The following is a 17,066-nucleotide window of genomic DNA, read 5'->3' as shown; positions in this document are numbered from 1 at the left end:
CTCAGCTCCTCATGTCCCGTGTTTTTGCCTCAGCCTGCCCTGATGCCGTCGGCGTTCGCGCGTCCGCGCCCCGCCGCCAGGCAAAGTAGCGTTCGAGCCAGCCCAGGACCCGCTCAGGCTTGTGGGCATTCTTCCACACCCCGGCACTGGCCTTGGCCGCCTCCGACCAGGTGGGATAGGGATGCACCGTCCCCAGCAGCTTGTTCAACCCGATGCCGTGGGTCATCGCCAGGGTGAATTCCGCCAGCAGTTCGCCGGCGCCGTGTCCCACCACCGTCGCCCCCAGGATACGATCCTTGCCCGGCACCGTGAGCACCTTGACGAAGCCTTCCGTCAAGCCTTCGGTAATGGCCCGATCCAGTTCGGAGAGCTCATAGCGGGTCACCTCGAACTCGATGCCCTGGGCCCTCGCCTCCCTCTCGCTGAGCCCGACCCTGGCCACCTCCGGATCGGTATAGGTGACCGCCGGCAGCGCCCGGTAGCTGACCCGGAAGCGCTTGAATTCACCGAACAGGGCGTTGACCGTGGCGTGCCAGGCCTGGTGGGCACTGGCATGGGTCAACTGGAAGGGGCCGGCCACGTCGCCGCAGGCCCAGACATTGGGCAGCACGCTCTGCAGCGTGGCATCTACTGCCAGGGTGCCATCCTTGCGGGTCTCCACCCCCAGCGTCTCAAGTCCCATCCAGACACATTGGCCACGCGCCCCACCGCCACCAGGAGTCGGTCGAAGTCGATACGCTCGGTCAGCGTCTCCCCTGACGGGCTCTCGTGCTCGACGACCAGCGCATGCCCACCTTCCCGGCCGGCACCCGCCTCCACTCGAACGGCCCGGGTATCGAGCCACAGCGAGAGGCCTTCGGTTTCGAGCCGTTGACGCAGTGCCGTTGCGGTATCGACGTCTTCCCTCGGCAGCAGCTGGCTACCCATCTCGACCAGGCTCACCCGGCTTCCCAGCCGGGCAAAACTCTGCCCCAGCTCACAGCCGATGGGGCCACCCCCCAGCACGACCAGCCGGCCGGGCAAGGTCTCCAGCTGCCAAAGGCTATCCGATGTCAGCACCTCGATATCATCGAGTCCCGGGAGGTCGGGCACACGGGGGCGGGCACCGCTGGCGATGATCACATGGCGGGTCGTGAGCACGCGCTCACCCTCCTCGCCAATAACACGTACTCGCCAGGGGTCCACCAGGCAGGCCTCGCCGGCGACCACCTCCACCCCCAGCCCCTCGTAGCGTTCACGGCTGTCGTGGGGCTCCACCTCGCGAACCGCACGGTGAACATGCCCCATCACCTGGGAGAAATCCACCCGTGGCTCTCCCGCATGAATGCCATAACGGGCAGACCCACGCACTTCGCTGGCGACACGCGCCGCACGGATCAACGCCTTGGAAGGCACGCAGCCGGTATTGAGGCAGTCGCCGCCCAGCTTGTCGCGCTCCACCAGGACGACCCGAGCCTTGACCGCCGCCGCGATGTAGCTGGCCACCAGGCCCGCCGAGCCGCCGCCGATCACCACGATGTCGTGGTCAAAGCGAGCCGGGCGGCCATAGCGGCTCGCCAGTCGACGACGCTTGCCAATGGCCACCAGGCCACGTGCCAGCCAGGGGAAGAGGCCGATGAGCACGAAGGAGCCGATCAATCCCGGCGAGAGGATGCCGGAGAGGCTCTCCAGATTGCCCAGCTCACGGCCGGCATTCACGAATACCGCCGTACCCGGCAACATGCCCAGCTGGCTGACCCAGTAGAAGGTCCACAACCGCATCCGCGTCAGCCCCATCACAAGATTGATGACGAAGAAGGGAAACAGGGGAATCAGGCGCAACGTGAACAGATAGAAGGCGCCCTCCCGTCGAATGCCGGCATTGATGCGCTCGAGCTGCGGGGCGAAGCGTTTTTCCAGCGGCCCACGGGCCAGGGACCTGGCGAGCGCCGCCGCCAGGGTGGCTCCGATGGTGCTGGCGAAGGAGATGATCAGCAGGCCCCAGCCGAGGCCGAAGAGCGCACCGCCGAGCACCGTCAGCAGGGTGGCCCCCGGCAACGAGAGTCCCGCCATCACCACATAGAGGACGAAGAAGCCCCCGATGACCGTGACAGGCTCATCGGCCAGCCACGCATGGAAGCGGGCCTGTTCGGCCTTGAGATTCTCCAGGGTCAGGAAGTCAGCTGCCCCACTGAGGAAAAAGGCCCCTATCGCCAAGGCGATCACTGCCACCAATATCAGACGTCGCTTTACCACCAGCTCCACTCCCTTGATTCTTCGAGTCGTTGTACCGCGTCGTACGGTCCTCTTGCGTCGGCGCTCGTCCGCTATCCTTACACGGCTCCTGCACGATCCGGTAATCTCGTGGTAGACGGAACCCCGACCGTGAGCGCACCCTCTAAGACTGACTTCCCCCTGCAACAGCGAGTGCACCTTATGAAAATGCCTCTGCGGTTCCCCTGGCTGATTCCCGCGCTACTGCCGCTGGCTATGGTCAGCCCCGCCCTGGGCGATGACGCCGAGGCAACCGCCACGGCCGTGTTCGGCGGTGGCTGCTTCTGGTGCGTCGAGGAGGCCTTCGACAAGGTGGAGGGCGTCGTTGCGACCACGTCCGGCTTCAGCGGTGGCGATGTGGAAAACCCGACCTATGAGCAGGTGGTTGCCGGCGGCACCGGTCACGCCGAGGTGGTGAAGGTGGAGTATGAGCCCGAGCAGGTCGACTACGCGACCCTGCTGCATGTGTTCTGGCGCAACATCGACCCCTTTGCGGTGGATCGCCAGTTCTGCGACCGGGGGGAAGCCTACCGCAGCGCCATCTTCTATGGCAGCGAGGCGGAACGCGAGCTCGCCGAGAGCACCCGCGACGAACTGGCCGAACGGTTCGAGCGCGACATCGCCACCGAGATCGCCGCCTTCGAGGCATTCTATCCGGCCGAGGAGTACCATCAGGGCTACTATCTCAAGAATCCGGTGCGCTACCAGTACTACAAGGCCGCCTGCGGCCGTGAGCGGCGCCTGGAAGAGGTCTGGGGCGCTGAGGCCGGCGGCCTGAGCCAGCCCTGAGGCAAGGAATCCAGCGCCAGGCAGCCCTGTGGGCGATTCAGCCGGCGGCCCCGATGGGCTGCGCCATGCGCTCCCGACGCCAGAGCCAGACAGCGATACCCAGGGTCACGCCGAGCAGCATCCAGGAGCCCAGCACGACCCCAGGCCAGCCCGCGTATTGCCAGAAGGGTTCCAGCCAGGCGCTCCCCAGGCTGGCCCCCACGTAATAGAAGACCAGGTAGAGGGCAGAGGCGCTTCCCCGGGCCTTCTCCGCGTGCCGGCTGACCCAGCTCGAGGCCATGGAGTGGGCCAGGAAGAAGCCTACGGCGTTGATCGTCAACCCGACAATGATCCAGAGCAGCGACTGCGACAGTGTGACCAGCGTTCCCCCAAGCAGGATCAGGATGCCCAGCACCATGCACAGCGGCTGGCCCAGGTGGCCGGCCAACCGGCCCGACAGCATGGCGCTCAGGGTACCACCCAGGTAGGTCAGGAAGATCATGCCCAGCAGACGGGCGCCCAGGCCGAACGGCTCGTCGGCCAGGCGAAAAGTGATGTAGCTGTACTGGTTGATGAAGATCAGGAAGTTGATACCACCGAGCAGGTAGGCCGCCAGCAGCAGCGGGTGGCGCAGATGCCCCGCGATGTCTATCACTGCGCCGCGCAGCTCGAAGCGCCGGGGCGTGAAGGCCCGAGCCTTCGGCAGCAGTTTCCAGAACAGGGCGACGCCGACCAGGGTGAGCAGGCCCACGGACAGAAATCCCGCGCTGGCACCGCCCAGCTCCCCCGCACCCACCGCCGATCAGGCGACCACCGATGCCCCCCAGGGTGTTGGCGCCGATATAGAGCCCCACCGCCGAGAGCAGTGCAGGACGATCGAACTCGTCACCCATCCAGGCAATGGCCACCGCCGGAAGCCCACCGAGCAGGAACCCCTGAAGCGCGCGCAGCACCAGCAGACTCTCGAAATTTGGGGCAAAGGCCAGTGCCAGCGAGCAGAGGCCCGTCAGCAGCAGCGTCACCCGCATGATGGTGTCGCGGCCGATGGCGTCAGACAGCGGCCCAAAGACCAGCAGCGCACCCGCCAGGGCCAGCGTGGATACCGACATGGTCAAGCTGATGCCCAGCGTAGAGACGCCATAGGCCTCCCGCAGCTCCGGCAGCAACGGCTGGGGGGCATAGAGGTTGACGAAGACCAGAAAGGAGCCCAGGCAGAGCGCAAGGGTGGCGCGCCACCAGGCGGGAGTACGTGCGGTTATCATGCGATTTCCTGCGGCGATGGCTTGCGGGTCATGATCGCTTGCGGCCTACAATAAGACAAACAGAAGAAAATGATAACTTCCATCTCATTTTCTTATTACCTGTTTTCCTTATGCCGACATATTCCAGGAGTTTGCCATGTCACACCCATTCGACCTTCGCGCCCTGCGCGTTTTCCTCACGGTTGCCGACCGTGGCGGATTCAGCGCCGCGGCTCGTGAGCTCCACGTGGCCCAGTCGGCAATCAGCCAGACCATTGCCAACCTGGAGCGTCATCTTGACCTGACGCTGTTTCATCGGCATGAGCGCCGCATCAGCCTGACTCCGGAGGGGCAGGCCCTGCAGGACCACGCCCGCGAACTGCTGGATCGCGCGGATGCCGCCCATCTCGCCATGCGCGAGCTCCACGGCCTGGTCAAGGGCGAGGTCCGCATCGGCATTCCCTCGATGCTAGGCTCCTACTACTTCCCGCCGCTGCTGATGGGATTCAAGTCACGTCATCCCGGCATTCGCCTGACCGTGGTGGAAGCCGGCGCCAGACGACTGCAGAGCATGATTGCCGCGGGGGAACTGGATCTCGGGGTGGTGATCGACGACGAGCAGAGCCAGCGAATGGAGCGGCGCCCGCTGGTGCGCGAGGAGATGGTGGTCTGCGTGCCACGGACCCACGACTTTGCCGGCAGGCAGGGGGTAAGCCCAGAGGAGTTCTTCGCCGAGCCGCTGGTGCTGTTCCAGGACGGCTACTTTCATCGCGAATTCGTCGATGCCCTGTCACAGCAGACCGGCCACTCCGCCAATGTCGCCTTCCAGTCGAACCTGATTCCGCTGACCAAGGCGATCGTGCGCCAGGGCTTCGGCATCACCACCTTTCTGCGCCGGGTGATCGACGAACCCGAACTGGCAGCGGTCTCCTTCGACCCGCCGGCGTGGCTCAACCTGTCGCTGGCCTGGGCCGAAGGGGCCTACCTTTCCCGCGCGGAAAGCGCCTTCGTGGAATTCGTCGAGGCTAACCGACACTCGCTTTAGTTTTAGCCTTCGCCCTCTGACGCCACACGCCTTGCCAACGTAGTGGGCTCCAGCGTCCGCCGAGCCTGCCAGAAGTGACGCTGCCAGTAGACATTGTCGAGTTCGGAGAGCATGACGCCCTGGGAGGTGGAGGCATGCAGGAAATACCCGTCGCCCACGTAGATCCCCACGTGATCGTAGGGGCCCGGGGGGCGGAAGAAGACCAGGTCGCCGACCTGGAGCTCCGCGCGTGACACCGGGGATCCTGCATGCACCTGTTGTCCGGTGGAACGCGGCAGGTCGAGACGAAAGGTCTCACTGAAGACGTTCTGCACCAGGGCGGAGCAGTCGATCCCCCGCTCGCCGGTACCACCCAATCGATAGGGAGTGCCGGCCCAGCGCTCGTGCTGGGCTAGCAGCGCCTGGCGCACCAGCTCCGGCGGGGGGTTGTGCAGGCTTCGAGCCTGCAGTATGGGGTTGTCCACCGGGGACATCATGGGATTCCATGACGCCGGCATACCGGGCAGGTTACGGGCGAAATAGTCGTCGACCTCGCCTTGCGACTGTTTCGTGCTGCTGGCGCAACCGGCCAGCAGGGCCAGCGACACACCGAGCATCAGGATACGACTCGATCTCGTGGCTACCATCTTGGCGACTTCCTCATTCCCTGAGCCGCACGCCTCCCCGGGTCGAGCCATAAGCTCTACCTGATAAACCCGCAGGAATCGCTGTGGTAGTGGTGCGCCGGCATCTCGTTGCCTGTACCACTGCCAGAGCGGCCTATGAGGCGGCTGGCTATGATTGTGATGTAAAGACCCCTGCATAAGGAGCCGTTTCAACAAACCTTCCGACTATAAGCTACATCAACTGGCATGACGAGCCCCTAATGTAATGTTCTGCCATCACCCGGTAATGTATCGATATGCAGGGGCGCCCAATGGCGCGGCCGAGCCCCGGGAAAGTCCAGGCTCGCCCAGGGCCCCGCCAGTGGAGGCGCACCCGAGAGCCAGGCCACCAGCGCCTGGCGGAAGCTGGCCAGGAAAGCCTCTCGCTCCGGTGTCTCGCCCATGAAGAAGGAGAACCCCGCATAGAGCCCCTGGGCATAGGCTTCCCAGCCGCTGTAGTGCGCGGCGGCCAGGGCATGGGCCCGTTCCAGGATAATGCTGAAGGCGGCAGCGTCCAGCCAACCCAGCTGGCGTCCGGCAATGGCCAGATCCACCAGCTGGGCAAGATCCCAGGCGGTCATATCCAGCTCGTTGCAGCCATCCTCGTTGTCGCGAACCCGCCGCAACCGCAGCAGGTGGGTGCGATCCTCCTCGCTGCAGTCGCCGGACTCGAGCATGGCGATCTCGGAGGCGAGCCGCTGGGCATTGAGGGTATAGGGCGCGTAATTGATCTGGTACTCCTGCCGATCCCCCGCCTCGAGCAGAAAATCGAGAAACTCGATCAGCTCCAACTCGCCATGCAGGCCGTAATGGCCGTCGATCCATTCACGAATCGATACGGCTTCCCGTGCGCTCTCCACGTGAGGCTCGCTCCAGGCGGCGCTGTTGAGCGGCCCGACCAGTGACATGGCGGTGAAGCGTGAGAGGGTCGGACGCGGCCCCGGCTCCTGCCACTCGGAGCTTTTCCAATCCAGCCAATGAAAGGGGCTGCCGGGGTCTTCGAGGTGCCATCGTATCTCGGCGACCAAGGGAGGGTGCTCTCCCTCGGGCAGCAGCGATTCCCATTGTGCCCAGGCCTCGAGCAGGCGCCGGATATCGGGATAGAAGCGACACAGGCTGCCTCTCAGCGCCTCGGCAAGCGACTCCAGGGCGACAGGATCGAAGCTCTCGCTGTCCATGGCCATCTGCAGATAGAAGGCGTACTTCTCGGCCATATGGATGGTGGCCGCATGACGACTGCCCTGCCGGAGGCTCACCAGGACGGCCAGGTCGGCGGCATCGGGCCGGCCGAAAGGCGTCGAGGCCTGCGGCAAGGCTTCGTGCGCCGCATCTGCGGCCAACTGGTTGAGATGATGGGCCTGGGCGGGCAACCAATAGCGGGACAGGGCTTCCACCCCTTCGTCGGGATGCAGTCCCAGCGTCTCATCCAGGTAGCGAAGGGCGTCATTTCGACGTTCGGCCGTGACCGCCATGGGTGGCCCCTGCCGGGTACCCAGCTCGGGCTCTCGTACGGAAGCCAACGCCAGCACCCAGTGGCGTGGGGTACGGCGCCAGGCGGAAATGGCATGGCGCGACGCAGCCCGGACCTCCTCGACCAGCAGCTCCTGCAGCGGCAACCGCCAGGGGCTGACCGGCGACTGCAACAGCAGCTCCCAGTCGGCCCGCATGTCCATCAGGCGATTACGTCCCTCGAACAGGCTGCGGCCACGCTGATAGCCACGCGCCACCGCCGACCAATCACTGTAGCGACGCTGGATCAGGTCGGCGCCATGGGTGGCGAAGTCACGTGCCTCCGTCTCGTCGAGCCAACCCACGCAGGCCCCGGCCCAGGCCAGGTCGACCAGCCGCAGCCAGTCCCAGGCTGCCCACTCCAGCGGCTCGCCCTGCTCCACCAGCGTCAGCATGAGCTTGCCATAGCCCCGCTCACTGCCGGCCAGGCTCTCTAGCCAGCCCTGACGAGCTGAGCCGTCAGAGGCCAGCAGCCGCGTGGCATCCAGGTCCCAGCCCTGACGGTGGCCCTGCCCCGCCAACCAGAGCAGACTCTGCAGCAGTTCCTCACGGCTCTCGAGCTGCCAATACTCCAGCAGCCAGACCTTCGCCTCGGGCCAGTCGGCCGCACCCGCCGGCGAAGCCAGCACCGGGGCGAAGGCAGCCCGCAGCCGCCACGCCCGCTCCTCCGGTGCCTCGGGCCACAGTGCCAGGGCCTTGCTCCGCCCCGCCACCCATTCAGTGATGCGGTCCCAGACAATCCCCTCGCCTTCATGCTCCAGGACCGCCAAGGCATCGCACGCCTCGGCAAACATATCGTCACCGCGAACCCAGCCCTCGGCTCGCTTGGCATGGCGCAATGCTTCATGCCAGGCATCCAGGCTGGCGTACTGACTGGTGATCTCGTCGGCCAGACGCAGGGCCCAGTCGCGCACACGCGACTCGGGCAGCCAGCCGGCGGAGCCGGCCAGGGCGATGAGTTCAAGTGCGGCCAGCAGCCCCGCCGGATCGGGGCTGTCGATACCGAATGCCTCGATCAAGCGCCAACCAAGCTCACCGCGCTCCGTGACGCCCAACGCCTTCAGCCGCGAGGCTGCCACATCGGCCTCGACCTTGACGGGTTCGGGCTCGAAGGCCCAGTCACACAGCACCAGCTGTTGGGCCCACCAGGCATACAGGGGATCGACCAAGGCTCACCTCGACGTTCAGCCGCAACGGAAAGGGCGCGGTCATGTCGCGCCAACAGGAAATCGGCGCCTAGTGTAGCGGAAAGCGACGCTCGCGCCGATGACCCGTGGCAGGAAATAGCGGTACGGCAGGGGGAGTGCTTGGCGTGTCGTTTTAAATAATGCACACTTCAACGACAAGATAATCAACACCCCTGGAGCCCCCATGACCCTCCCTGCCGATTCGATCATCGACAAGGCTATATCGCTGGACAGTGGCGCGACGGCCCTAGCCGCTTTGCCGTGACCAACCCTGCCACCGGCGCGGTACTCGCCCAGGTGGCGGACCTGGACGCAGACGCCGCAAGGGACGCCGTGGCCGCGGCCGATGCCGCCTGGCCCGCCTGGCGCAGAAAGACCGCCAAGCAGCGCGCGGCCCTGCTGCGGGCCTGGTTCGACGCCATCATGGCCAACCAGGAAGCGCTGGCCCGGCTGATGACACTGGAGCAAGGCAAGCCGCTGGCCGAATCCATGGGTGAGGTCGCCTACGGCGCCTCCTTCGTGGAGTTCTACGCCGAGGAAGCCAAGCGTATGGCCGGCGAGACCCTGCCCAGCCACGGCGCCGACAAGCGAATCCTGGTGTTTCGCGAGCCGGTCGGCGTCGTGACAGCGATAACGCCGTGGAACTTCCCCCTGGCCATGATCACGCGCAAGTGCGCCCCGGCGCTCGCCGCCGGCTGTCCGGTGGTGATCAAGCCCGCCGAGGCCACGCCGCTGACCGCCCTGGCCCTGGCAAAACTGGCCGAGGACGTGGGCTTCCCGGCGGGGGTGCTCAATGTGGTCACCGCCAGCCGCCCCGCTGAGATCGGTGAAGTGCTGACCACCGACCGCGGGTGCGCAAGGTCTCCTTCACCGGCTCAACCCCCGTGGGCAAGCGGCTGCTGGCCCAGTGCGCCGGCACCGTCAAGAAGGCCTCCATGGAGCTGGGTGGCAATGCCCCCTTCATCGTCTTCGACGACGCCGACCTGGACGCCGCCGTGGAGGGCGCCATCGCCTCAAAGTACCGCAATTCAGGCCAGACCTGTGTCTGTACCAACCGACTTCTGGTGCAGGATGGCGTCTATGACGCTTTCCTCGACAAGCTGGCTGCCAAGGTAGCCCAGATGAAGGTGGGCAACGGCCTGGACGACGGCGTGGTGCAAGGACCGCTGATCAACCGGGCCGCCGTGGAGAAAGTGCAGGCGCACATCGCCGATGCCCTGGAACAGGGTGGCCGGCTGGTATGCGGCGGACAGCCCCATGCTCTGGGCGGCACCTTCTTCGAGCCCACCGTGATCGCCGATGTTACCCCCAGGATGCGGGTCGCCACGGAGGAGACTTTCGGCCCCCTGGCTCCTGTCTTTCGCTTCGACAGCGTCGACGAGGCCATCGCCATGGCCAATGCCACCGAATTCGGTCTGGCCGCCTATTTCTATGCCCGAGACTATCAGCGAATCTGGCATGTGATGGAGGGCCTGGAATATGGCATGGTGGCTATCAACGAAGGGATTCTTTCCACGGAACTGGCCCCCTTCGGCGGCGTCAAGGAGTCGGGGCTGGGCCGGGAAGGCTCTCACCACGGCCTGGATGAATTCACTGAACTAAAATACGTCTGTGTCGGCGGCCTTTGATCGCCCACAACGTCTTTCCAAGGAGGCAGGTTTGATGAATAACGCACAGCTCAATGAACTCAAGCAGCGCTATGTCGCCAACGGGGCAGCCAGCCCGGCGACTCAGTACGCCGACCGCGCAGAGAATGCGCTGATCTGGGACGCCGATGGCAATCGCATCATCGACTTCGCCGGCGGCATCGGCGTACTCAATATCGGCCATCGTCACCCCAAGGTGGTCGAGGCGGTGAAGGCTCAGCTGGACAAGGTCATGCACACCTGCCAGACGGTGATGCCCTATGAAGGCTACGTGAGGGTGGCCGAGAAGCTGAGCCAGGTGACCCCGGTCCGTGGCCACGCCAAGGTCATGCTGGCCAACTCCGGCGCCGAGGCACTGGAGAACGCCGTCAAGATCGCCCGTGCCGCCACCGGCAAGAACAACGTCATCTGCTTCGACGGCGGCTACCATGGCCGCACCTTCATGACCATGGCGATGAACGGCAAGGTCGCGCCCTACGCCACCGACTTCGGGACCATGCCGGGCAACGTCTTCCGAGCCCCCTATCCGGTGCCCTACCATGGCGTCAGTGAAGACGAGGCGCTGCGCGGCCTGAAGATGGCGCTGAAGACCGACGCCAACCCGAAGGACACCGCCGCCATCGTGCTGGAACCGGTCCTCGGCGAGGGGGGCTTCTACCCGGCACCGGCAAGCTTCCTCAAGGCGATCCGCGACATCTGCGACGAACACGGCATGCTGATGATCGTCGATGAGGTCCAGAGCGGCTTCGGGCGCACCGGCAAGATGTTCGCTATCGAGCACAGCGGTGTCGAGCCGGACATCATCACCATGGCCAAGAGCATGGCCGACGGCATGCCGATCTCCGCCGTGGTGGGTACCGACAAGCACATGGATGCCTCCGGCCCCAACTCCCTGGGTGGCACCTATACCGGCAGCCCCACCGCCTGTGCCGCGGCCCTGGCGGTGCTCGAAGTCTTCGAGCAGGAGAACATCCTCGAGAAAAGCCAGGCGCTGGGCGAGAAGCTGGCCAAACGCTTCGCCCAGTGGCAGCAGGACTTCGACTGCGTCGACAACGGCCGCAACATGGGCGCCATGGCCGCCATCGACCTGGTTTCGAACAAGGCCAACCACACCCCGGATGCCGACCTGGCCGGCGCGCTGTGCAAGAAAGCCCGCGACAAGGGGCTGGTCCTGCTCTCCTGCGGCCTGTACGGCAACACCATCCGCTTCCTGATGCCGGTCACCATCGAGGATGAAATCCTGGAGGAAGGCCTCGCCATCGTCGAAGCGTCGCTCAAGGAACTGGTGGGCAGCAAAGCCACCGCCTGATCGACAGCTGACCTCGAAAGAACGCCTCACCGGCCATGGCCGGTGAGGCGTTTTTTTCAGAGGGCAGTAACATCGATCATTGCAGGCTCTCAAGCCGGCATGTTGTTGGCCTTGGTATCGCGTGACCAAACCCGGTGCTGCCCCAGTGCCTGGCTAAACGGCGTGAAAATGTCATCCACCGTGCCGCCCAGCACGATGCCCTCCTCCCCGGCGGGCACATTGGCGGCATCCAGCAGCGCCTTGCCTTCGCCCACGGCGGCAATCACCTTGAGATGCTTGTAGGCCTCCTGAACGTAGTAGCGGCCGAGCCCCGAGCCGGACAGAGCGGCCGCGCTTTCATCCCCGCCGGCCACGATCACCGCATCCACCGCCACCGAGGGCATGCCGTTGAGCATGGCGTCCGGCGTCACGGTCTGACCGTTGGCGCCCTTGACCGGCACCATGGTAGGTGCGATCACGAGGCCTTCGGCACCCTCGCCCGATAGCTTCTGCTTCGCCGCCTCGACCTGCTCTGCATCGACACCGTCCGCCACCAGGATGGCGACCTTGCGATAGCGGATGTTGCCTGGCAGGCGTGCCATCAGGCTCAGGGCCGGCGATTCGGCAAGTGAGCTCCTGCCCAGTTCATCCGTCGGTGCCGGCTTGTTGCTGGGGGTTTCGATCCCATGGATCTCGCCAACCCGACGTGCCAGTTCCAGATCGATATTGGGCAGAATCTCCTGGATCACCCGCTCGCGAATCCAGGGTCGCTGGACCTTGGACAGTTCGAAGGCGTAGGCGGCGATGATGTGCTCCTTCTCCACGTCGGTCTGGCTGTTCCAGAACAGCGTGGCCTGGGAGTAATGATCGCCGAAGGAGTCGCTGCGCGCACGGACCTTGTTGGCACCGATGCGCTCGTGATGGCTCTCGAAGCCCCCATTCTTCGGCGCCGGCGGGGTCTCGCTGGGCCAGCCGCCATCGATGGAGTTGGGCTCGTAGGAGGCCTGGCCCATGTTGATGGTCTGGCGATGCATCGAATCGCGCTGGTTGTTGTGGAACGGGCAGACCGGCTGATTGATGGGGATCTCGTGGAAGTTCGGCCCACCGAGACGCAGCATCTGGGTGTCGAGATAGGAGAACAGCCGCCCCTGCAGCAGTGGGTCATTGGAAAAATCGATGCCCGGCACCACGTGGGCAGGGTTGAAGGCCACCTGTTCGGTCTCGGCGAAGTAGTTGTCCGGGTTGCGGTTGAGCACCATCTTGCCGATCAAGGTGACCGGCACCTCCTCTTCCGGGATGAGCTTGGTGGGATCGAGGATATCGAAGTCGAACCTGTGCTCGTCCTCCTCTTCCACCACCTGGATGCCCAGCTCATACTCGAGGAAATCGCCGTTCTCGATGTCTTCCCACATCATGCGTCGATTGAAATCGGGATCGCGGCCCCAAAGCTTCTGAGCCTCGTCCCAGATCAGCGAACAGGTACCGGCCAGCGGCTTCCAGTGAAACTTGACGAAACGCGACGTGCCCTGCCTGTCGATCAGGCGGAAAGTGTGGACCCCAAAGCCCTCCATATTGCGGTAGTGCCGCGGGAAGCCCCTGTCCGACATGGTCCACAGCACCATGTGGGTCGACTCCGGCATCAGCGAAACGAAGTCCCAGAAGGTGTCATGGGCCGACTGTCCCTGGGGAATCTCGTTGTGCGGCTCCGGCTTCACCGCATGCACGAAATCGGGGAACTTGATCGCATCCTGGATGAAGAATACCGGCATGTCGTTGCCGACCAGGTCCCAGACACCCTCGTCGGTGTAGAACTTGGTGGCGAAGCCGCGCACATCTCGTACGGTATCGTTGGAGCCCCGGGCGCCCTGTACCGTCGAGAAGCGCACGAAGACCGGGGTCTTCTTGCCCGGGTCCTGGAACAGGCCCGCCTTGGAGTACCGGGCGGCGTTGTCGTAGGGCTGGAAGTAGCCATGGGCCGCCGCGCCACGGGCATGCACGATACGCTCGGGTATGCGTTCATTGTCGAAGTGGTTGAGCTTCTCGCGGAAGACGAAGTCTTCCATCAGCGTGGAGCCGCGCTCGCCGGCCTTCAGTGAATTGTGGTTATCGGCGATCCGTGTGCCGTGATTGGTGCGCAGGTCATGCCCCGTGGCATCGCTGCGATACTTTCCCAGGTTCTCCGACTTGCTCTGCCCGGTGGTCTTGAAATCCGTATCGTTGGCTTTGCCGCTGTTGGGTCTGGTATGGGGATTTTTCGCCATCTTCGGTGCTCTCCTTGTCACGAATGTGGTTCTACCCTCCCCTGCGTCAATCGCCTGCCCGTCTCTCTCCGAAACCAGCTGCCTCCGAAACCGGCGCACGGACGGGTTCTCGTCACTACGAGTGTAAGTTAGACCCACCCCGGCAGGCCGCCAATCAGCTCCGCCTATCAGAACAAAAGAAAACAGTAATCGCCTGAGCATGAGGCCGAGAAGTGGCCCGTCTATCCGGTGGCGGTCATCGGCGTTAGCTACACGTTCTAGTCACTGGCGTCCGGGAGGCCCCCAGACGCGAGACGGCCCGGCAAGTTGCCGGGCCGTCATGTATTTCCCGCCGGGTAGTGTTTTCTCAGGCTACGCCTCCCGAACCTTCGCAATGATCCACAACAGGACCACGGCGCCCACGGTCGCGGTCACCAGCGAACCAATGAACCCTCCGGCCTGCAGCCCCAGCAGGCTGAACAGGAACCCGCCGATCACCGCGCCCACGATACCCACGCCGATATTGGCCAGAATGCCGAAGCCGCCGCCACGCATGATGTTGCCGGCAATCCAGCCAGCGAGACCACCGATAATCAGCCAAGCGATCAACCCCATATCGTCTCTCCTTCCTTGTTGTGATGCCCGAATGCTCGGATGTTCCCAATGGTGCCTCAGTACGAGGCCACGGGAAAGCGTCGCTCAGAACGACGAGCCGGGCTCCATGAGAAAAGTCAGTTCCTCACCGGTCGACTCGCGACCCAGTATGGCATTTCGGTGGGGATAGCGGCTGAAGCGCAGGAGAATGTCCCGGTGGCGCCGCTCGAAGTCCAGGTTGTCTTCCAGGCCCGGCTGGTCGAACAGGCGTAGCGCTTCGTCGTGAATCTTGAGCGATTCGCTGTGCATGTAGGGCATGTAGAGAAAGGCGCGTTCGCTGACGTCGAGCTCCTGGTCCAGGCCTTGAGCCACTGCCTCCTGGGCCAGCACCAGCGCCATGGGATCCTGGGCGAATGCACCCGGCAGGTCGCGGAACAGGTTTCGGGAAAACTGGTCGAGAACCAGGATCTCGGCCAGCCGCCCTGTGGCCGACTGGCGCCAGGACCACAGTTCGCCAGCCGCGGCCGCCCGGTGCAGGCCGAAGAAGCGCTGGCCGATCTGGGCATCCAGCTCGATGTCCTTGCGAAACCACTGCCTGGGGCTCAGTTCATCGAACCAGTAGCCGAGCACGTCGTCGGCACTCGGTAGCGTATCGCCCATGCTCCATCCTCGCTGTTCGGATAAGGCTCACCCTGGCCACATTCGGTCAGGTTTCGACAGCCTGATATGATGACATTAGCACCCCGGAGGCAATCTCCCCAGCAGGTCGTCATCAACACCCAGGAGCCAGCATGTCCCCTCAGGAACTGATCGAAATGTTCACCTTGGTCTTCAACCTGGTCGGCCTGGTGATCTGCCTGGCTGGACTGACCCTGGCCCAGCGCATGCGCCATCGCTGGCCAGGCTATGCCCTGGCCGTGGTCGGCTTCCTGGTGGCCGCCCTGCCGCTGTTCTTCAAGATGCTGGCCACGGCCCCTTGATTATCCAGGGCCGGCAACGCCTTGCCAGACGCAGCCAACGCCCTCACATTAGCGGCTGAGCTTGCTGCGAAGGGAATCCTCACTGATGCGCCAGCCTTTGGCACGGGAATTGACCAACCTGATCGAACGCGGCCGTGACCGCCAGCTGCGCCTGGCGGTCACCGGCCTGTCACGCGCCGGCAAGACCGCCTTTCTCACCTCACTGGTCAACCAGCTTCGCCATGCCGGCCTCGAGGCCCGGCTTGACCTGATGCCGGTGGCCCGGGAAGGCCGCCTGCTCGGCGCCCGCCGGGTCAGCCAGCCGGACCTGGGCGTGCCTCGCTTTCCCTACGACCAGGCCATGGCGGCCCTAGACGCCGAGCCGCCCCATTGGCCGGAGCCCACCCGCGGCATCAGCGAGCTGCGCCTGTCGATCCGCTACCGCCCGGCACGGCGAAGCCTGCTGCGGGGCGAAACCGCCGAGCTCAGCCTGGACCTGTTCGACTATCCCGGTGAATGGCTTCTCGACCTGCCGCTGCTGGGTCACGACTATCCCGCTGGAGTCGGGCGATGCTGGCAAGCGCAGGCGAACAGCGCCGCGCCCTGCTCGCCGAGTGGGAACAGGTGGCGGCCGAGCTGGACCCCGCCGCCGAAGCCAACGAGGCGGAGCTCGCCGATATCGCCAGCCTCTATGCCCGCAGCCTGCAGGCCGCCCGGGAAGCGGCTTCGCCAACCTGCAGCCGGGCCGATTCCTGCTGCCCGGCGACCTGGAAGGTGCGCCGGTACTGCAGTTCTTTCCCCTGCCCGCACTGAGGAACTGCGACGATGCCGAGCTGACAAAGCTGCCGCCGGAGAGCGTCTATGCCACCCTGGCCGCCCGCTTTCGCCATTATCAGCAGCATATCGTGCGCCCCTTCTACCGCGACCATTTCCGCCGCTTCGACCGACAGATCGTGCTGGTGGATGTGCTGGGCGCGCTCAATGCCGGTCCGGAGCGCTTCGAGGATCTCTCCCAGGCCTTGGCCACGCTGATGCAGAGCTTCGATTACGGCAAGCGCAGCCTGCTGTCACGCCTGTTTGCTCCGCGCATCGACCGGCTGGCCATTGCCGCCACCAAGGCCGACCATGTGACACCCGAGCAGCACAGCAATCTGACCGCGCTGCTGGAGGCGCTGCTGGCCGAGCCCCTGCAGGACCTGCGCTATGCCGACGTGCCGGTCAAGGCGATGTCATTGGCGGCGATTCGCGCCACCGAGACCCATGCCGTGGAGCACCAGAAACAGCGCACACCGGCACTGCGCGGCACCACCCTGGAGGGCGAGGAGGTCCTGGTGTTTCCTGGCGAGGTCCCCGCCCAACTGCCCGAAGCGGAGTTCTGGGCACGGCAGGGCTTCGACTTCCGGGCCTTTCGCCCCGCCCCCCGGGATAGTGGCGCCCTGCCCCACATTCGCCTGGACGCCGCCCTCGACTGGCTGATCGGAGACAAACTGCGATGAGCGATAATCGTACCCCGCGCCAGGACCGCGAAGCACCCGGCCCCGCCGATCCTCGCCCCGGTCGCCGSTTCACCCTGGATGAACCGCCCCCGCCGCCCGGTGGYGACACCCCACGGCCACGCCAGGATTTTGCCGCCGAGCTACCGACACGCCCCATCGAGGAGCCCATTGACGATCCCACCGAGCAAACGCTTGC

Annotated in this window: 10 protein-coding genes and 4 pseudogenes; 7 read left to right on the top strand and 7 right to left on the bottom strand. The window is 64.9% G+C overall.

Features of this window, described 5'->3' with window-relative positions; translation table 11 throughout:
- Nucleotide 1 precedes the first annotated feature (1 nt).
- Nucleotides 2-2,235 (bottom strand): annotated as a pseudogene (locus Q427_RS10095) (FAD-dependent oxidoreductase).
- 180 nt (nt 2,236-2,415) lie between these two features.
- Here Q427_RS10095 and msrA point away from each other — a divergent pair.
- The gene (gene msrA / locus Q427_RS10090) at nt 2,416-3,042 is read left to right on the top strand and encodes a peptide-methionine (S)-S-oxide reductase MsrA (RefSeq protein ID WP_043513510.1); all 627 of its coding nucleotides are present in this window, start codon (nt 2,416-2,418) and stop codon (nt 3,040-3,042) included.
- 37 nt (nt 3,043-3,079) lie between these two features.
- Here msrA and Q427_RS10085 read toward each other — a convergent pair.
- Nucleotides 3,080-4,283, bottom strand: a pseudogene (locus Q427_RS10085) (MFS transporter).
- A gap of 136 nt (nt 4,284-4,419) precedes the next feature.
- Between Q427_RS10085 and Q427_RS10080 the strand changes: the two are divergent.
- Nucleotides 4,420-5,307, top strand: coding sequence for a LysR family transcriptional regulator (locus Q427_RS10080; RefSeq protein ID WP_043513509.1), 888 nt, complete (start codon nt 4,420-4,422; stop codon nt 5,305-5,307).
- A gap of 2 nt (nt 5,308-5,309) precedes the next feature.
- Here Q427_RS10080 and Q427_RS10075 read toward each other — a convergent pair whose 3' ends face one another.
- Nucleotides 5,310-5,933, bottom strand: a complete 624-nt coding sequence (locus Q427_RS10075) for a C40 family peptidase (protein ID WP_043513507.1) — start codon at nt 5,931-5,933, stop codon at nt 5,310-5,312.
- A 236-nt stretch (nt 5,934-6,169) separates the two neighbouring features.
- Entirely contained in the window at nt 6,170-8,629 is a 2,460-nt protein-coding gene (locus Q427_RS10070; protein ID WP_043513505.1) for a DUF1266 domain-containing protein, read from the bottom strand.
- 240 nt (nt 8,630-8,869) lie between these two features.
- Here Q427_RS10070 and Q427_RS10065 point away from each other — a divergent pair.
- Nucleotides 8,870-10,275, top strand: a pseudogene (locus tag Q427_RS10065) (NAD-dependent succinate-semialdehyde dehydrogenase).
- A gap of 34 nt (nt 10,276-10,309) precedes the next feature.
- On the top strand, nt 10,310-11,602 hold the full coding sequence (gene gabT / locus Q427_RS10060) for a 4-aminobutyrate--2-oxoglutarate transaminase (protein ID WP_043513503.1): 1,293 nt from the start codon (nt 10,310-10,312) through the stop codon (nt 11,600-11,602).
- 89 nt (nt 11,603-11,691) lie between these two features.
- Here the strand turns inward: gabT and katE are convergent, their stop codons facing one another.
- The 3 genes from katE to Q427_RS10045 all read right to left on the bottom strand — a co-directional run bounded on the left by katE (nt 11,692) and on the right by Q427_RS10045 (nt 15,075).
- Entirely contained in the window at nt 11,692-13,842 is a 2,151-nt protein-coding gene (gene katE / locus Q427_RS10055; protein ID WP_043513501.1) for a catalase HPII, read from the bottom strand.
- A 351-nt stretch (nt 13,843-14,193) separates the two neighbouring features.
- Nucleotides 14,194-14,436 carry a GlsB/YeaQ/YmgE family stress response membrane protein gene (locus tag Q427_RS10050; protein ID WP_043513499.1) on the bottom strand — a complete coding sequence of 81 codons (243 nt, stop codon included), beginning with the start codon at nt 14,434-14,436 and terminating at the stop codon, nt 14,194-14,196.
- An 84-nt stretch (nt 14,437-14,520) separates the two neighbouring features.
- Nucleotides 14,521-15,075: a DUF924 family protein gene (locus Q427_RS10045; protein WP_043513498.1), complete on the bottom strand. Its 555-nt coding sequence runs from the start codon at nt 15,073-15,075 to the stop codon at nt 14,521-14,523.
- Nucleotides 15,076-15,206: 131 nt separating this feature from the next.
- On the opposite strand from Q427_RS10045, the gene Q427_RS10040 reads away from it, so the two are divergent.
- From Q427_RS10040 to Q427_RS10030, 3 genes and pseudogenes are all read left to right on the top strand, one after another.
- Nucleotides 15,207-15,395 carry a hypothetical protein gene (locus tag Q427_RS10040; RefSeq protein ID WP_043513496.1) on the top strand — a complete coding sequence of 63 codons (189 nt, stop codon included), beginning with the start codon at nt 15,207-15,209 and terminating at the stop codon, nt 15,393-15,395.
- Nucleotides 15,396-15,480: 85 nt separating this feature from the next.
- Nucleotides 15,481-16,870 (top strand): annotated as a pseudogene (locus tag Q427_RS10035) (YcjX family protein).
- Nucleotides 16,867-17,066: hypothetical protein (locus tag Q427_RS10030; RefSeq protein WP_043513495.1), on the top strand; the 200-nt coding region annotated here is incomplete at its 3' end. The pseudogene Q427_RS10035 and the gene Q427_RS10030, both read left to right, overlap by 4 nt.

It is taken from the genome of Halomonas sp. BC04, from assembly GCF_000568385.1.
This window is presented reverse-complemented; position numbering and strand designations above follow the sequence as displayed.